Origin of the sequence: Bacillus sp. FSL R10-2201, from assembly GCF_038008665.1 — a bacterium.
Classification (GTDB): domain Bacteria; phylum Bacillota; class Bacilli; order Bacillales; family Bacillaceae_G; genus Bacillus_A; species Bacillus_A mycoides.
The window spans coordinates 3,446,441-3,463,750 of sequence record NZ_JBBOZP010000001.1; the positions used below are offsets into that span (position 1 = coordinate 3,446,441).

Genomic DNA, 17,310 nt, shown 5'->3' on the forward strand with positions numbered 1-17,310 from the left:
ACGACCAAAATAGCTCTTTTTACTTCCCTTCATTCTTCTCTAACACATACAAGTCTTCTTCAATATTCGTTAATTTCTCACTTACAAGCTTTCTTGCATCTCCAATTGCTTGATTGTATGCAAATGGTCCAACTAATTTAATCATTTCCTCTATTAAACGTTCTGCTTGGAAACGTCCAATTTCATCTAAATCTTCTTCAACGAAAAATTGCTGAATTTGTGCTACAAGCTCTTCTTTTTTATCAGTCGGTATTTTTATGTTCATCATCATGAGTTACTCCTCTATATTTAAGATAATACTTTTCTTAACTCTACCATAGAAAAGCGATTTCCTGGACAAGTTTTTGTAACCCCTTCTAACTCCCTATGGCCGAGTATATTCCCTTTCTCTATGGCAAACTGCTTCATAAACATTTTACATAAAGAATATAATGAATTCATTTGTGCAGTAGTTGGATCATATTTATCAAAATTTCCCGTCATACATATTCCAATTGTATTACTATTATTATCTTTCGCATGTGCTCCAATATGTAAACCTCGTCCTTCGACTACAGTTCCATCTTCTTCAATAAAATAATTGTAACCAATCCCGCTCCATCCTCTTACCTTTTGATGAAATTCGTGAGTTTTATACACATCCCAGCCATCTTCTGACGTATGGTGGATAATCAGTTTATTTACTTTTTCTAAAGGAACTAACTCATTTTGAAACGTTAAATTTGCACATTTAATTTCCATATGAACATCCTCCTCTTACAAATCGATCATAATAACTGTTTTATCATCTGGTCTTATTCTATTTTCTCCTTCTAACCTTTCAATGATTGCTACATATTCTTTTATACTATTCTTTCTTATATATGCTACAGTTTGTTCTAACGACCATTCTGGGTGAAACAATCCGTCTGAACAAATAAAAATCCCACTTACTTCAGCTACCTGTAATTCACCATATTGTAAATAATCCATAGCTTCTTTCATCCCATTTGCAACTGAATAGCCGTTTGGCATATTTGCAAGATAGCGATTGTATTTTAACTGCTCCCGAACATCTTGAAAAACGTGTTCTTCCGGGACTGGTAATCCTTTTTTACGATCCTCTTCCCTCTTCTTTTTTGCGCGTTTACTAATTCCCTTAACTGTATCTTTCGTTAATACTCTTATCGCTCCATCCTGAAGTATTGCAACGATCATACAATCACCTAATTGTGCATATTCAAGTTTATCGCCTTCTATTTGAACTGCTGCAATACATGTACACCACAGATGGTCTTTTTTTCTCGTATCAACCTTGTACTCTAGCATCTTGTTTTGCAATAATTCATTCGCCTTTGCAACTTCATCTTGTAAACTATTGATCTCTCGTAGCGAAGTAAAATGACTTGCAAATAAATGTGAAGCGATGTATGCTCCATTATGTCCTTCTTCATCACAAAATGGAACTAACGGTGTTGCTCCATCGCATACACCGTAAATCATTTTATCTTCATTACAAAAAAATGAATCCTCACACTCTTGTTTTAAAGGACTCTTCTGTTGATACGTCGTTATCTTCATATCTGTATCCCCTCCCAATTTATCAAACACTCGAACTATTTAGATTAATCTAATTTTCCAAAATAAACTGTTTTCCCAAAAAACTTTCAATTTCATATATAATCTTGAAATAATATGATTATTTAGTGAAGGACGGGAAAGAGATGGTCAGATTTCTTGGTGTTATTTTTGGTTCTATTATTATCGCAATTGCCTTTAATCTTTTCCTTATCCCCCATAAAATTTTAAGTAGTGGAATTGGCGGAATTGCTATTATTTTAGGGATTGTAACCCCTGTAAACACAGGTATTATTAACTTTGTATTGAACTTACCTATCCTTATTTTAGGATACATAGGTCTTGGAAAAAAAGTAATTTTTAACACGGTTGTTTCTGTAATTGTATTATCTGTTGCATTATACTATGTTCCAGTAAAAGTCGTAGCAACAGATCCACTTTTATCATCTGTATTTGGCGGTGTCATCGCCGGAGCTGGTATTGGTCTTGTCTTTAACTGCCATGGTTCAACTGGTGGATTTGATATTATCGGTATGTTGTTATCTCGTAAGCGAGATATTAAACTTGGTGGATTCCTTATTGCATTAAACACTGTTGTTGTTGTCATTGCAGGATTTTTCTTCACTTGGGATGTTGCCCTTACAAGCTTACTTTCAATTTATGTAACTGGTAAAGTAATTGATGCCGTTCATACGAAACATCGTAAAGTTACACTTATGATTGTAACAAATCAAGCAGAAGAAATGAAAAAAAAGCTTCTTTCAACTGTAGTACGTGGAATTACGTTACTTGATGGTGAAGGTGCTTATTCAAACGAGAAAAAACGTGTACTTATGACAGTCGTTTCACGTGAAGAATTAGCAAGTATGAAACTAACGATTTCGGAAATTGATCCTCATGCATTCGTTAATATTACGGAGACTGTTGAAGTATTAGGATTGTTTAGAAAAGTGTAAAAAACTAGGTGGACCTTCACCTAGTTTTTATTTTCCATAAATTCAATTCGATTTCCAAACGGATCTGACACGTAAAATCTGATTATATCTGGTCGCGCATGATCATCTATTACTTCAACATCTTGCTTTATTAACTCTTGTTTAAATTCATCAATTTTTAAAACATAAAAAGCTGGATGCGCTTTTTTAGCTGGATTAAAGTTTTGCTCAACTCCGATATGAATCTCTTGATTTCCACACTTAAACCAACACCCACCACGCTTCTTTAATTCCTCCGGCTTTGGAATTTCCTCCATTCCAATTTTATTACCATAAAATTCTCGCGCTTCTTCTTCACATCCTACGGGCGCAGCTACTTGTACATGATCAATTCCTTGAATATAATTTTTCATATTCCTTCCCCCTCTTCTAGTCTAATCGTATAACGAAAACACATTCATGTAACTTACAGAAAATTAATTAAGCAATATAAGATTCTCTTATTACTACCTTTTATACCTTCCACTAATAATAAAAAAAGAAAATTTATTCTGTAATTTCCATTTTTTATAGAAATAAACGTCACACCTATATTATAGTTATTAATAGATCCATCTTTTTTAGATGCTAATTGTACGGAGGAAATATTATGAGTCGTAAAAAATATTCATCTACTCAAAAAAAGCGTCATCCGAACGTATCTGGACGCCTGCGAAACCATATACAAAATCGTTCTTTAGCAGAAATGTATGCATCTCTTTTTGAACATAACCCTGATAGTATTATTTCATTGAATTTAGAAGGAGTTATTTTACATATTAACCCCTCTGCGGAAAGAATATTAGGTTATACTTCTAACGAATTAGAGCGAAAAACAATCACTTCTATTTTAGAAGCACATATTTCTGATCAAGTGCTACAATACATAAAAAATGCTGCAGCTGACAATCAAAAAGAGTATATCGTCTCTATTTATCATAAAGACGGATATTTACTAGATGTCGTAACAAAATTAGTTCCTATTTTTGTTAAAAACCGTTTAACAGGTGTATACGCCATTATGAAACCCCTTGAAAAATCAGAAAGAATTGAGAAAGTATTACAAGAGAGTGAGAAACGATTACGCACATTAATGAATTCAATGCCTGCATTTGTTATTTTTAAGGATCATGAAGGACGCTGGCTTGAAGCGAATGACTATGCGCTTTCTTGTTTCAATTTCCATAACGTTCCTTATCATGGAAAAAAAGATAATGAACTCATTCAATATAACGAAGCATACCGCGAATCTTTTTTGCATTGTGAAGAAGTCGATGAACTAACATGGCAAAAAGGACAAATTCTTCACGGAGAGGAATTTATTATACATAGAAATGATTTCGACTTAGTTTTAAGCATTTCAAAAGTCCCACTCTTCCATCCTGATGGCTCACGCAAAGGTCTTATAGTGATGGGAAGAGACGTTACCGAACTAAAAGAAACTGAAAAGTTATTACGGAAATCCGAAAAACTTGCAGTAGTAGGACAACTGACAGCCGGAATTGCCCATGAAATTAGAAACCCGCTCACTTCATTAAAAGGATTTTTAACGTTATTACATCCAGAAATAAATGAGGAAAATAAATGGTATGTGGACGTTATGTTGAGTGAGATTTCACAAATGGAATCTATAACAAGCCAATTTATGGCGATGTCTAAACCACAAGTGTTATCTATTCATACATGCAACGTACAAACATTAATTGAAGAAGTTGTAACTTTTATTTTACCAACAGCAGTTATGCATAGCGTTCATATCATCATGGATCATTTCGATTATATTTCTGACATTCAATGTGACAGTAATCAATTAAAACAAGTTTTGATTAACATATTAAAAAATGCAATCGAGGCGATGCCTGCTGGTGGTAACATATTCATTCAAACAGCTTCGTTAGAAAATGATTTTGTTTCAATACGCATTATGGATGAAGGTTGTGGGATTCCTGAAGAGCGCATGGCTCGTCTTGGCGAACCTTTTTATAGCTTGAAAGAAAAAGGAACTGGCCTTGGCTTAATGATGTGCTATAAAATCATTCAAGAGCATCACGGAAAATTATTCATTTCCAGTGAATTAAACATAGGAACAACTGTCGATATCCAATTACCGATTGCTACAGCTCAGCCTGTAACAAACTCTTAACTATGCTACATTAATATAGTAAAAGACATCTGTTATAAGTAGTCGGGTTATTGTGGAAAACATCTACACTAATACGTTAAAAAGCTCAAAGTCCCTATATGACTCTGAGCTTTATTTTTGTATACGATTTATTTTATTAAATCCACTCTTTTCCATGTTTACGAATAAACTGAATATCATTTTCATAATGTTCAAGATGCCCTTCATCTATCATCTTTTGGAAGTTCATCTCGCCTTCTAGTGCTTTTCTTTTCATGTATTTACATAATCCTTCTAATCGTAGAAGTACCATCTCCAAATAATCCTCGGCGATGCCATCACTTTTATAGGACTCAAAAAACAATTTAACTCTTTGCTTTATGCGGTCTGCATGCTGTAATGAATTATAATAAACCGCCGCACCTGTTTCCTTATAATAAACTCTACTTAATGGGACACAAGTGTAAAGAGTATAGGCTATGTCCCAAAGTCTTGGTCCAGGACCAGCAACATCAAAATCAATAATACCTACTGGTTTTTCGTTATTAAAAATAATGTTGTATATTGCAAAATCATTGTGGCATACAACCTCTATTTTATTTGGAGTATTATCCATCGGTTTCCAATCATCTGATAACGGGAAATCACTCACAGCATCATGATAAAGACGGAGCATCTTCGCTATTTCTTTTAAAACATCATTAGACCACATGTACTCTTTTAAAGGGTAATTACCAGCTTCTCCTTCAATAAATGATAATATCTCTCTATCTTTATCATCAATACCTAAAAACTTTGGTGCATAACTAAAACCTTTGTTTTCCAAATGGTTTAATAGCTTATGAATTCGGGTACTGCCTTTCTTTAATTCTCGTCGAACAGTATCTTCCGAACGATATACGTTTGAGACATTCCCTCCCGTTAGCATTTCTTCATTTTCGTAGTTTGACATCTAATAGTCCCCCTCCATTATTCTACATTTTCTTTATATTTTAACATAACTTTCCTATTCTCTTTTAACCCCTTAAATTACAACAAAAAAATCGAGTATAAAATCTTTATGATTTTACACTCGATTTAGTCTACTATTTATGCATGTGAAAATATTTTTTCATACCATTCTGTTGCCTTCTCTACTTCATTCATCGTTAATTGATGTCCTCTATTTTCCCAATGCATTGTTACATTAGCATCTACATTTTCTAATAGCATCTTCAATTCCTCTGACTCAGAAGGTGAACAAATTGGATCATTTGTTCCAGCAGCGATAAATACGAATTTCTCTGCTAAATTAGGTAATTGTATTCCTCTTCTAGGCACCATTGGGTGATGAAGGACTGCACCTTTTAATGCATTTTCGTAATGGAATAATAAGCTCGCCGCAATATTTGCTCCATTTGAATACCCAACAGCTACGATATTATCTCTATCAAATTCATATGTTTTTGCTGCTTCATTTAAAAATTCATTTAATTCCTTCGTACGGAAAACAAGATCCTCTTCATCAAAAATACCTTCTGCTAATCGGCGGAAGAAACGAGGCATCCCATTTTCTAATACATTTCCACGAACACTTAATACAGAAGCTTCCCGATCAATTCTTTCTGCAAGCGGTAATAAATCTAATTCATTTCCTCCTGTACCATGAAGCAATAACAACACTGGTTTTGACGTATCTTTTCCTTTTTGAAAAACATGTTTCATCATATTCCTTTTCCCCTTTCAATCACTTTAATCTAGATTTCTCACTTCAAATGGTAAGAGTGTCTGTTCAATTTGTTTTCTATGTTGTTCATATCGATCCGGTAATTTTAACTCCTCACCCATCGTCTCTAAAGATTCGTCATGGGCAAAACCAGGAGGGTCTGTTGCAATTTCAAATAAGATTTCGCCGTGTTCTCTAAAATAAATTGCGTTAAAATAGTTTCGGTCTTGTACAGGGGTTACACCATATCCAAAGCGAGACACATGCTCTTTCCAGTCTAATTGATCAGCATCATCACTCGCTCTCCAAGCAATATGATGAACTGTACCAACACCCATTTGCCCACGTCCAATTGTTGATAATCTCAAATCGATAATATTTCCAATATCAGCAGAAGAACGGCACCGCATAAACTCTCCCTCTTCTCCTACTTTCTCAAGACCCATAACATGCTCTAACAATTCAGCAGTTTTTTGAGGTTGTGCAGATAAAAGAACAGCACCGCCAAATCCTTTAATTGCTACTTCTGGCGTAACTTCCCCAAAAGTCCAATTATTTAATTCGCCCTCTTCTCTTTCAACTAATTCTATATGCAAACCATGTGGATCATCAAATTCTATATACTGTTCTCCAAACCGAGTCATTTTTGTATACGGTACGTCGAATTTTTCTAATCTATTTTCCCAAAACTCCATTGTACCTTTTGGTACGACATAAGACGTAATGCCTACTTGACCGTCCCCAATAATACCTTGACGAGCACCTGCCCATGGAAAAAACGTAATAATTGTTCCAGGCTTTCCTCCTGTATTACCAAAATAAAGATGATACGTACCTGGATCATCAAAATTCACTGTTTGTTTTACTAAACGCAATCCTAATACACCTGCATAAAAATCTACATTTTCTTGTGGGTGACCTACGATTGCTGTAATGTGATGAATTCCCATCGTTTTCTTTTCCACTTTCTCCACCCCTTTTTTTATTTCATTACAAAAAACGTTTATTCGCTAAAATTCATTATTCATTTTGTCCATATGATAAAGTTCAATCCGCAATACTATCTTTTTCAAAATTGAGGTATCTCTCTAAAAAACTAACATATTTCATTTAGTTCAAAAATTATCTCGAATTCGAGATAATTCACAAAAAAAACTACAGTTCTTATGATTATATTTTAAATATTGATTTTATGATTTTGACTATCCTTCAAAAAATATCTTGAATTCGAGATTTATTATAGTCTAATTAGTTTTTATTGTCAATGCAGATATCGTTTCATTTTTTCATCAAAAACAATATTCTGACAACTAATCTCCATCAAATAATTTGTTTGAAAAAGACCAACCGAAAAACGGGAACATCCATGTAATAAATTTCTACTTTTCCCATAACCAAAAAAGCCATACAAATGTATGACTTTTTTGATTATTTTTTGTTCAGCTACATATTTACTTCCCAATTACGGAAGGAAACAATTCCGAAAGTGGAACTACTTTCCCCATCTCATCTTTAAACACAATATGCTCTCTCGTTAAATGGCGCGGGCTCTTTACCCCTGCTGCTGCCGCTAATGAAAACAAACTATATCTCATACTAATAACATAGTTCATTACTCGCCATTTTTTCTCATACGGATCTAATGCTTTTTGGTAGTGTGGATTCGTGGTTGCAACCCCAGATGGGCATTGCCCTGAATTACATTGAAGTGCCATAATACAACCGCTTGCCATCATAAATCCGCGTGCTGAATTTACGGCATCTGCACCGATAGCTAAAGCAATCGCCACTTTATCTGGCGTGATTAATTTCCCGGAGGCAAACACCTTTAATTTATCCCTGACACCGTAATGATTTGCTGTATCAATAAATGTAAGTAATGCCGGTATAAGCGGAAGCCCCATACTATCTGCCATCGATTTATATGTTGCCCCTGATCCACCTTCTGAACCGTCGATTGTAATAAAATCTGGATAGATGTTTAATTCTTTCATTGCTTTTAATAAATCTTCCAAAGGCTTCTGTTGACCAATTACAATTTTCATGCCCACTGGTTTACCACCGTTTTCTTGTAAATCTTGAATAAAATATAAAGCCTCTGCGGCACTACTAATAAATGAAAAACGATTTGGCGAATTAATCGTTTCTCCTTCTCGTACTTTCCGAACGGAAGCGATTTTCTCATTTACCTTCTGTCCTTCTAAATGACCACCACGTATTTTTGCTCCTTGCCCAAATTTCAATTCAAACGCTTTAATATTACTTTCTTTCGCCTTCTCCATAAATTCCTTCATCGAAAAATTCCCGTCCTCGTCACGGTATCCAAATAATCCCGGACCAATTTGGGCAACGATATTTGCACCCGTATGTAAATGTTCTGGAATGACGCCCCCTTCCCCAGTATTAATCCACGAACCACCTGCCATTTTTGCACCAAACCCAGCTGATAAAATATAATTTTCTCCAATCGCACCGTAAGATGTCGCTGACGCTCCAAACATCCCATACAGTTTCCATGGATATTTACGATTTTCGCCCACTATAATTGCATCTTCTTCTTCATACAACCAAAGGTTTGTTGTATCCGCTGTCAATTTTTCTCTTCTTGAAAATAACCCTTCTTTATGAATCATATATTTTTTGCCCTCACGTTCTTGCGTGAGATTCACACTTAATTCATCTGTTAATGTGGGGAATAATGTATTAGCAATATAATAGCCAGATTCCTCAAAATCTCGTTTTGATCCAAAACCAAGTATTTCAGAACGGTATTTTGCTAGAAACATAACACTTTGAAAATCGTAGCGCGAAAAGGGCTTTCCGTCAGTATCATGATCAAACCAATATTGCCGAAATTCCGGGCCTATTTTTTCGAGTAAATAGCGCATTCTACCTAAGTATGGATGCAGTTTTAATATAGAATGATGCGTCCGTTTTTTAATAAAAAATGTAATGATAAAAAAGACAATTAAAAGTAGCATCAAAAAGAGCAATATACTAATAATAATGAGTAGCGCTTCACTCATTCCGCTTCCCCCTATATATGAAATTCCATAATAAAAAGAGAACACTCCATGTGTTCTCTTTTTATCCTTATTCACACTAACGTAGCAAGATGCTCTTTCGCGTCATATTCAACCAAACTTTCAGCATTTTTAATTCGCTGAACAAAATCTGGATTAGCGATTAATGGTCTTCCGAACGCCGCTACATCAATTGTTCCTTCTTGCAGTGCTTCTTCTGCCTCTTTCGGATTCAAATTACCTACTCCTACGATAGTACTATCCCAATACTTTCTTACTAATTGATGAAAATTCTTGCCGTCAGCAATAACTTGCGTATAATTCATCGTTGAAGGGTGAATCATCGTTAATCCAACTTCTTTAAACATATTTACAAACGTTTCAATTGCAAGTTCAGGATGTTCCCACATATAAGTAGGATTATCACCTTTAAAGGCAGAGAAGCGAAGAAGCGTTTTATCAGCTCCAACTGCTTCAATTACAGCCTGAACAACTTCTTTCATAAACGTTAACCTTTGTTTTAAGTCACCGCCGTATTTATCAATACGCTTATTCGCAAATTCATAAGTAAATTGGTCAATTAAATATCCGTGTGCACCGTGAATTTCTACACCATCAAATCCAGCTTCTATCGCATTCTTTGCGGCTTGTGCATATTGACCGATAACTTCTTTTATTTCTTCTATTGTCATTGCTTCTGGTGTATCAAACGGTTTACGAAAACGCGGAACATTCCCCTCCGCAGCAATAGCAGAAGGTGCTTGCGGCATTTGATCACCAATTATTTCGTGATGACTCATACGTCCAACATGCCATATTTGAGCAATAATCGTTCCGCCTTCTTTATGTACTGCCTCTGTAACAGGTTTCCAAGAATCGACTTGCGCTTGTGTATAAATACCTGGTACTCCTGGATTCCCTTTTGCTCTCGGGCTAATGACAATTCCTTCTGTAATAATTAGTCCAATCCCATCAGCAGCACGTTTTCGGTAATATTCGACTACGTCAGCACCAACGACTCCAGTCTCATTATTTGCAAAACATCTCGTCATCGGTGCCATCGCTATGCGATTACGAAGAGACCAAGATCCAATTTGAATCGGATGAAATAACTTCGTTTCTTCAATATTTTCAAAAGACCCCCAAGCGTTTATATTTGTTCCTTCATAAATACTTGCCGCTTTATTATTCGAACTTGTCATTTTTCTTCCCCCTAAAAAAATCTAACTATAATCGCATCATACTTACTTTTAGATAGTAACGTCAATTTATACGCTCTTACGTAGGAATATTCGTATAATAAAACTAACCGTTTTTAACTTTAAGGGTTCTGAAATTCAAGAATCTACTGTTTATTCTAATGTCCAGTAAGTGGATGAGGAAAATACTTATTAAGTGGATGTTTTCTTTTTTTCTAGTTTTATTACTATAGAATATATTGGTAATTAATTATTTAACTATTTACTAACCAAAAAGAACCTGTTTCCAATGTACTATGTTCAAACTTACACTAACGAGGTTTCAATAATTCATTTGTTTTTTAATTATACCAACGAAATTTTAGGAACTAATAAAAGACTCCTAGATAGTTGAAAGTATTTTTTCTTATTTAACTTTTAGAAAGAAGGATAACATTGAAAACAAAAGCTATCGTTTCTACACCTGAAAAAGATTTTAATATGCAAGAAGTATACTTAGACGAGATTAAAAACGATGAAGTATTAGTAAAAATTATCGCTTCGGGTATATGTCATACAGATGCAACAGTTTTAGACGGTACAATGCCAACACCAAAACCAGTTGTTTTAGGACATGAAGGTTCTGGTATCGTGGAAAAAGTGGGAAGTAATGTAACATCGGTTAAACCTGGTGACCATGTTGTACTTGGATTTTCTTACTGTGGTCATTGTGAAAATTGCTTAGATGGTAATGCTGCCGCTTGCGAAAATATGATTGAATTAAACTTCTCTGGAAAAAACAAACGCCATGTAACACCTATACACGATCTTAACAATAATGACATTTCTCAATTCTTCGGCCAATCTTCATTCGCATACCATGCCGTTGTTAATGAGAATAATGCTGTAAAAGTACCAAAAGATGTTGATATACGTTTATTAGGACCACTTGGTTGTGGAATTATGACTGGTAGCGGTACGATCCTAAATTCATTACAGCCAAAACCAGGTAGTAGCCTAGTTGTATTTGGAACCGGTGCTGTTGGCCTTAGTGGCTTAATGGCAGCTAAAATTGCTGGATGTACTACAATTATTGCCATTGATATTCATGATAGTCGTTTAGAATTAGCGAAGGAATTAGGGGCTACACACACGATTAATAGCTTAAACGAAGATCCAGTTGCCAAAATTAAAGAAATTACAAACGGTGGAGCTAATTACTCATTTGAAACAACTGGCGTAAATATTGTTACACTGCAATCCATTCAATGCTTACGAGTAAAAGGTACAATGGCAACTGTTGCTGTTGGTAAAAAGGATTTAACTTTAAACGTAACAAATGAAATTGTCGTAAAAGCTATTACAATTAAAGGGGTAGTTGAAGGTGATGCAGTACCACAACTATTCATTCCAAAATTAATTAATTTCTATCAAAAAGGACTATTCCCATTCGATAAGTTTGTACAATTCTATTCTTTTGAAGAAATTGCTCAAGCATTTGAAGATTCTAAAACAGGAAAAACGATTAAACCTATTATCGTAATGGAGTAACATTTGTTTACTTTTTCCCGATAACTAACAAAAATATCCTGAAATGGAATAAGTAAAATTAAAAAGGTTTCCTAAGTAGGAAACCTTTTTTAGTTGACCATATAAGGCTAACAATTCGTTTATCTCTTTTAAATAAAGAAAATAAACAATTATTATCTCCTCACATATGGAAAATCTCTTAACAATAGAAGTGGGAGTGGTTCAGTATTCTTCTAAAAATAATAACTTATATACCTAAAACAATGAAAGCCCTACCTCTCTTTCATCCTTACGGCTCCTCGTCCGTGCCAGTGTGAATCAGGATTGCAAAAATCAAGTAACTATTTTATCGAGTTATTTAATTAAACTTCGAACATTCGTAAAAGAAATTTAAAAATAAAAATGGATTAAATTGTAGTAATAACAAAAGAGGTTAATGCTCTAAAAGTGGTTTGAAAGAGTTGAATGTCTTTGAAATGATTGATTTTCTATAATTATATTCCCAAAAAATTCAAGATCTTTTTTGGGATGTAATACATTATCTACAATGAATCTTAACAAAAGCTTTTTATTTGATTTTCTGTGATACCTTCAATTAATCCCAGCTCACTAATCAAAAATTCATGTGCGTTATCTAACATTTTCTTTTCGCTTGCATTAAGTGCTTTTTCTTTCTGCATACGTAATAAATCACGTACAACTTCAGCACCTTCTTGTATTTTACCCGTTTTTATTTTATCAGTGTTCAATTTATACCTTTGTTTCCACGTAAGTAATCTATCTGATTCCCCATGCTGAAAAATATCTATTATGTTTGTTAATGCCTTTATATCTGTAACTGGTCGTATATTTGAACTCAATATTTTCCCCATAGGAATCATTACTTCCATATTACTAGCTGACATTTTTATAACATAATACTGTCTTTTTTCTCCTGAGATTTCCTTTTCTTCTATGGCTTTAATTATACCTGCTCCGTGCATTGGATAAACGATGTTATCGCCAATTTGAAACAAATAATCCACCTCCATATATGGTAACCTTCTCAATCTTAACACACATTTATTTTTTTAGCAAAATTTTTATAATATCACAAAATTATTTTCTATGTCAATTTATTTACACATAAAAATTCAGGCTGTACAGAAACACTAAAAAACCCGCGATTTTGTTACATTTCTACACCCATTTTCTCCAATTTTATATACCTTGTAAAACAAAAAAAACACATCACTACATATAAGTAGCGATGTATTTTTATATAATGACAAAAACGGTTGCTTCAAAACTTCACACACGATCCTTCGCTTATATACTAACCTGTTTACTAATCGTTTCTCGCGCTAAAAGAAAACTCATAATCACTTGCGCAGCTACTCTACTCGTCATATCCCTAAAATCAAGAGTTGGATCAATCTCTACTATATCCATCCCTTGAACGAGTGGCTCTTTACCAAGGAATTCAATTGCATCAAGTAAAGTTGTACTATCCATCCCACCAGGGCCAATTGCTGGACAGCCCGGCGCAAACGCTTGGTCTAGTACGTCCATATCAAGAGAAATATAAATAGAAGTCACATCTTGTTTTCTTAATACTTCAATACTTTCTGAAATAAGATCTTTTATTTTTCGCTCTCTTACATCTTTCATTGTATACACTGTCACGCCATGCTCTTTTGCATATTCATGGTACGCTCGTGCATTTGAAAAATTACGAATCCCAATTTGAACGAGCTGTTTTCCTGTAATCACATCATTTTCTAGCAAACTACGGAACGGTGTACCATTTGATGGACCACCATCATCTAAATTACGTAAATCATGATGGGCATCAAATTGAATAATACCGACCTTCCCTTTAATATTTGCAAAACCAGTTATACTCGGAAAACTAATCGAGTGGTCACCACCAAGAACGATTGGTATCATTTTCGGATTTACTTTCGTCAAGTGACCAACTGTTTTCGCAATTCGGTTATGACTCTCTTTTATATCTGTCACATGCATCGTAATATCACCACAATCATGAAGAACACTTTCTTTCATATCGTGTTCTTCTGTAATTGCGTACGTGCTATATGCATCCAACATTGAACGAATTGTTTTTGGTGCAAAACATGCTCCTGAATGACTAATAGATGGTTTAGAAAGGGGCGCTCCAATTAAGGCAGCACCGAATATTTCCACACCTTCCTCCCAATTTTTAATCATTTCGCTCCACTTCGTCACTTCACGATCGATAAACTTTGCATTTTTCTTTAAATAGTGGCCGTGCTCCACGATTGTTCACCTCTTGTATATGCGATATTCCCATTCTTCCATACTGTATTTACATGACTTACGCCGTAATGGTACGGTACGTAAGCGTAATTATAAGCATCCCATAAAACTAAATCCGCCTTACGACCAACTCTAATTTTCCCAGCTACATCGCCTCGATTAATGGCATAAGATGAGTTCACTGTTACCGCATTCCAAACTTCTTCTGGTGTCATTTTCAGTTTCAGCATCGCAATGCTCATAATAAGCTGAATGTTTTCAGTTGGACAGCTACCTGGGTTAAAGTCTGTAGCTAAAGCAACTGCAACACCTTCATCAATCATTTTGCGGCCGCGTGCGAAGCTTTCTTTATTTAAATAGAAAGTTGTTCCTGGTAATAAAGTTGCTACTGTATTAGAATTCGCAAGCATTTCAATTCCTTTATCAGAAGCGCCAACTAAATGGTCCGCTGATGCTGCACCAATTTCAGCCGCTGCTTCCGCACCACCAAGAGGGTCGATTTCATCTGCATGAATTTTCACATCAAAGCCAAGCTCTTTCGCTTTTAATAAAAATTCTTTTGATTCTTCTACAGAGAACACACCTGTTTCACAGAAAATATCAACGAACTCAGCTAATTGCTTCTCTTTCATTTCTGGCAATAGATCTAGCATCCATTGTAAAAATTCTTTCGATTTTCCTTTGTACTCTTTCGGAACTGCATGAGCACCTAAAAATGTTGAAACTAAATCGATTGGATGCTCTTTTTGTAATTGTGCAGTTGCCTCTAATTGTTTCCATTCTGTCTCATCATCCAATCCGTAACCACTCTTCGCTTCTACAGTTGTAACTCCGAAAGATAGCATACGGTCTAAATGGAATTTAGCTTTTTGAACAAGTTCTTCTTTCGACGCTTGTTTCGTTGCATTTACAGTTGAAAGAATACCTCCACCTTGTTCTAAAATTTCCAAGTACGGAACTCCTTGTAGTTTTAGCGCGATTTCATTTTCACGAGATCCACCAAATACAAGATGAGTATGCGGATCAACAAGACCAGGAGAAACCATTTTCCCACCGCAATCAATAACCTCTTTTGCTTGTAATCCTTTAGCTTCTTCCGCTGTTCCAACGAAAGTAATTACACCATTTTCAATTCCAACCGCACCGTTTTCAATAACAGGAAGCGTATTCATCGCTTCCCGTCTTAACAAGCCATCTTCTTGATCCATTGTTAGTAATTGACCGATATTTATTAGTAAAGTGTCCAGCATGTTTCTTCCTCCTTATTTCATCATTGGAATGTTAACGCCTTTTTCTTTCGCAGTTTGAACCGCTAAGTCATAGCCTGCATCAACGTGACGAACAACACCCATACCAGGGTCAGAAGTTAATACGCGTTCAATACGTTTTGCCGCTGCTTCTGTTCCATCTGCAACGATAACCATTCCAGCGTGAAGTGAATAACCCATACCAACGCCACCACCGTGATGAACAGACACCCAGCTTGCACCGTTTACACTGTTAATTAATGCATTTAAAATTGGCCAGTCTGCTACTGCATCACTACCGTCTTTCATAGATTCTGTTTCACGGTTTGGAGATGCTACTGATCCACAATCTAAATGGTCACGGCCGATAACGATCGGTGCTGATAATTCACCATTAGCCACCATTTCATTAATAATGCGGCCAAATTTCGCACGCTCGCCATAACCAAGCCAACAAATACGTGATGGAAGACCTTGGAACTCAACTTGCTGACGTGCCATACGAATCCAATTACATAAATGCTCATTATCCGCGAACTCGCGTAAAATAACTTCGTCTGTTTTATAAATATCTTCTGGATCACCAGAAAGTGCTACCCAGCGAAATGGTCCTTTTCCTTCACAGAATAATGGACGGATAAATGCTGGAACGAATCCCGGGAAATCGAAAGCATTTTTTAATCCTTCATCGAAAGCAACTTGGCGAATGTTATTTCCGTAATCAAATGTAATCGCGCCTTTTTCTTGCATTGCAAGCATTGCTTCTACATGTTTTTTCATACTTTCTTTTGATAATTGTACGTAACGTTCTGGATCTTCTTCACGAAGCTTCGCTGCTTCTTCTACTGTGTAACCTACTGGAATATAACCGTTTAATGGATCATGGGCAGAAGTTTGATCCGTAACTAAGTCAGGGATAATATTACGGTTTACTAACTCAGGTAAAATTTCTGCTGCATTACCTAATAATCCAATTGAAATAGGCTCTTTCTTCTCTTTATATTCGTTTGCAATAGCCAATGCTTCTTCTAATGATTCTGTATACTTATCACAATATCTCTTTTCAATACGACGATCGATACTACGCTTATCTACATCAATAGCAATTACAACACCGCCGTTCATCGTTACAGCAAGCGGTTGTGCGCCACCCATGCCACCTAAACCAGCAGTAATCGTTACAGTACCTTTTAATGAACCATCGAAATGTTGACGTGCCGCTTCACCAAATGTTTCATATGTTCCTTGTAAAATCCCTTGTGTCCCAATGTAAATCCAGCTACCCGCTGTCATTTGTCCGTACATCATAAGACCTTTTTTCTCTAGTTCACGGAAGTGATCCCAGTTCGCCCACTTCGGTACTAAGTTTGAGTTCGCTAAAAGAACGCGAGGCGCATCTTCATGTGATTTGAAAATTGCTACCGGTTTTCCTGATTGAACAAGTAACGTTTCATCGTTTTCTAACGTTTTTAATGAATCAACAATTGCATGGTAGCTTTCCCAATTACGAGCTGCACGGCCAATTCCGCCATATACAACTAATTCTTCTGGTTTTTCAGCTACTTCAGGATCTAAATTGTTCATTAACATTCGAAGTGCAGCTTCTTGAACCCATCCTTTCGTTTGTAACTCAGTACCTCTTGCCGCACGAATTGTTTGTTGTACTTTTTCCATTTCAATCTCTCCCTTTTCTC

16 protein-coding genes are annotated in these 17,310 nt (G+C 35.6%); 3 read left to right on the plus strand and 13 right to left on the minus strand.

What is annotated here, in order from left to right; all coding sequences use genetic code 11:
* Positions 1 to 19 precede the first annotated feature (19 nt).
* The 3 genes from NSQ69_RS17765 to NSQ69_RS17775 are packed head-to-tail and all read right to left on the minus strand — an operon-like array spanning position 20 to position 1,560.
* Entirely contained in the window at positions 20 to 271 is a 252-nt protein-coding gene (locus NSQ69_RS17765) for a DUF2164 domain-containing protein (protein WP_002087817.1), read from the minus strand.
* 17 nt (positions 272 to 288) lie between these two features.
* Positions 289 to 741 (minus strand): peptidoglycan recognition protein family protein, encoded by a 453-nt coding sequence (locus NSQ69_RS17770; protein WP_002146292.1) that lies wholly within the window; start codon positions 739 to 741, stop codon positions 289 to 291.
* 15 nt (positions 742 to 756) lie between these two features.
* Positions 757 to 1,560: a protein phosphatase 2C domain-containing protein gene (locus NSQ69_RS17775; protein ID WP_050000641.1), complete on the minus strand. Its 804-nt coding sequence runs from the start codon at positions 1,558 to 1,560 to the stop codon at positions 757 to 759.
* A gap of 143 nt (positions 1,561 to 1,703) precedes the next feature.
* Here NSQ69_RS17775 and NSQ69_RS17780 point away from each other — a divergent pair, with 143 nt between their 5' ends.
* The gene (locus NSQ69_RS17780; RefSeq protein ID WP_000251329.1) at positions 1,704 to 2,513 is read left to right on the plus strand and encodes a YitT family protein; all 810 of its coding nucleotides are present in this window, start codon (positions 1,704 to 1,706) and stop codon (positions 2,511 to 2,513) included.
* 20 nt (positions 2,514 to 2,533) lie between these two features.
* Here the strand turns inward: NSQ69_RS17780 and NSQ69_RS17785 are convergent, their stop codons facing one another.
* Positions 2,534 to 2,905, minus strand: coding sequence for a VOC family protein (locus NSQ69_RS17785; protein ID WP_002128532.1), 372 nt, complete (start codon positions 2,903 to 2,905; stop codon positions 2,534 to 2,536).
* Between the two features lie 236 nt (positions 2,906 to 3,141).
* Here NSQ69_RS17785 and NSQ69_RS17790 point away from each other — a divergent pair, with 236 nt between their 5' ends.
* On the plus strand, positions 3,142 to 4,674 hold the full coding sequence (locus NSQ69_RS17790; protein WP_078178571.1) for a BA3702 family sensor histidine kinase: 1,533 nt from the start codon (positions 3,142 to 3,144) through the stop codon (positions 4,672 to 4,674).
* A 136-nt stretch (positions 4,675 to 4,810) separates the two neighbouring features.
* Here the strand turns inward: NSQ69_RS17790 and NSQ69_RS17795 are convergent, their stop codons facing one another.
* From NSQ69_RS17795 to NSQ69_RS17815, 5 genes are all read right to left on the minus strand, one after another.
* Positions 4,811 to 5,605, minus strand: a complete 795-nt coding sequence (locus tag NSQ69_RS17795; RefSeq protein WP_341099566.1) for a phosphotransferase — start codon at positions 5,603 to 5,605, stop codon at positions 4,811 to 4,813.
* A gap of 137 nt (positions 5,606 to 5,742) precedes the next feature.
* The gene (locus tag NSQ69_RS17800; RefSeq protein WP_002128536.1) at positions 5,743 to 6,357 is read right to left on the minus strand and encodes an alpha/beta hydrolase; all 615 of its coding nucleotides are present in this window, start codon (positions 6,355 to 6,357) and stop codon (positions 5,743 to 5,745) included.
* Between the two features lie 27 nt (positions 6,358 to 6,384).
* A complete protein-coding gene (locus NSQ69_RS17805; protein ID WP_341099567.1) occupies positions 6,385 to 7,323 on the minus strand; it encodes a ring-cleaving dioxygenase in 939 nt (312 codons plus the stop codon).
* Between the two features lie 486 nt (positions 7,324 to 7,809).
* Positions 7,810 to 9,384, minus strand: coding sequence for an FMN-binding glutamate synthase family protein (locus NSQ69_RS17810; RefSeq protein WP_002128539.1), 1,575 nt, complete (start codon positions 9,382 to 9,384; stop codon positions 7,810 to 7,812).
* A 71-nt stretch (positions 9,385 to 9,455) separates the two neighbouring features.
* Complete coding sequence (locus tag NSQ69_RS17815) at positions 9,456 to 10,583, minus strand: alkene reductase (protein WP_002128540.1); 1,128 nt, start codon at positions 10,581 to 10,583, stop codon at positions 9,456 to 9,458.
* Between the two features lie 432 nt (positions 10,584 to 11,015).
* On the opposite strand from NSQ69_RS17815, the gene NSQ69_RS17820 reads away from it, so the two are divergent.
* Positions 11,016 to 12,110 (plus strand): NAD(P)-dependent alcohol dehydrogenase, encoded by a 1,095-nt coding sequence (locus NSQ69_RS17820; protein WP_341099568.1) that lies wholly within the window; start codon positions 11,016 to 11,018, stop codon positions 12,108 to 12,110.
* 533 nt (positions 12,111 to 12,643) lie between these two features.
* Here the strand turns inward: NSQ69_RS17820 and NSQ69_RS17825 are convergent.
* The 4 genes from NSQ69_RS17825 to hutU form a co-directional block, all read right to left on the minus strand.
* A complete protein-coding gene (locus NSQ69_RS17825; RefSeq protein ID WP_170935206.1) occupies positions 12,644 to 13,105 on the minus strand; it encodes a CarD family transcriptional regulator in 462 nt (153 codons plus the stop codon).
* 292 nt (positions 13,106 to 13,397) lie between these two features.
* On the minus strand, positions 13,398 to 14,369 hold the full coding sequence (gene hutG, locus NSQ69_RS17830) for a formimidoylglutamase (protein WP_341099569.1): 972 nt from the start codon (positions 14,367 to 14,369) through the stop codon (positions 13,398 to 13,400).
* Complete coding sequence (hutI, locus tag NSQ69_RS17835) at positions 14,348 to 15,619, minus strand: imidazolonepropionase (RefSeq protein WP_002128543.1); 1,272 nt, start codon at positions 15,617 to 15,619, stop codon at positions 14,348 to 14,350. Before hutI ends, hutG begins: the two co-directional genes overlap by 22 nt.
* Positions 15,620 to 15,631: 12 nt before the next feature.
* The gene (gene hutU / locus NSQ69_RS17840) at positions 15,632 to 17,290 is read right to left on the minus strand and encodes a urocanate hydratase (protein WP_002033512.1); all 1,659 of its coding nucleotides are present in this window, start codon (positions 17,288 to 17,290) and stop codon (positions 15,632 to 15,634) included.
* Between the last annotated feature and the right edge of the window lie 20 nt (positions 17,291 to 17,310).

What these genes read in the sequence shown, in the direction of transcription:
- NSQ69_RS17800 (WP_002128536.1), bottom strand. Translation starts at nt 6,357, where the DNA reads ATGAAACATGTTTTTCAAAAAGGAAAAGATACGTCAAAACCAGTGTTG.
- NSQ69_RS17795 (WP_341099566.1), bottom strand. Translation starts at nt 5,605, where the DNA reads ATGTCAAACTACGAAAATGAAGAAATGCTAACGGGAGGGAATGTCTCA.
- hutU (WP_002033512.1), bottom strand. Translation starts at nt 17,290, where the DNA reads ATGGAAAAAGTACAACAAACAATTCGTGCGGCAAGAGGTACTGAGTTA.
- NSQ69_RS17765 (WP_002087817.1), bottom strand. Translation starts at nt 271, where the DNA reads ATGATGATGAACATAAAAATACCGACTGATAAAAAAGAAGAGCTTGTA.
- NSQ69_RS17775 (WP_050000641.1), bottom strand. Translation starts at nt 1,560, where the DNA reads ATGAAGATAACGACGTATCAACAGAAGAGTCCTTTAAAACAAGAGTGT.
- NSQ69_RS17815 (WP_002128540.1), bottom strand. Translation starts at nt 10,583, where the DNA reads ATGACAAGTTCGAATAATAAAGCGGCAAGTATTTATGAAGGAACAAAT.
- NSQ69_RS17780 (WP_000251329.1), top strand. Translation starts at nt 1,704, where the DNA reads ATGGTCAGATTTCTTGGTGTTATTTTTGGTTCTATTATTATCGCAATT.
- NSQ69_RS17790 (WP_078178571.1), top strand. Translation starts at nt 3,142, where the DNA reads ATGAGTCGTAAAAAATATTCATCTACTCAAAAAAAGCGTCATCCGAAC.
- NSQ69_RS17770 (WP_002146292.1), bottom strand. Translation starts at nt 741, where the DNA reads ATGGAAATTAAATGTGCAAATTTAACGTTTCAAAATGAGTTAGTTCCT.
- NSQ69_RS17785 (WP_002128532.1), bottom strand. Translation starts at nt 2,905, where the DNA reads ATGAAAAATTATATTCAAGGAATTGATCATGTACAAGTAGCTGCGCCC.
- NSQ69_RS17810 (WP_002128539.1), bottom strand. Translation starts at nt 9,384, where the DNA reads ATGAGTGAAGCGCTACTCATTATTATTAGTATATTGCTCTTTTTGATG.
- hutI (WP_002128543.1), bottom strand. Translation starts at nt 15,619, where the DNA reads ATGCTGGACACTTTACTAATAAATATCGGTCAATTACTAACAATGGAT.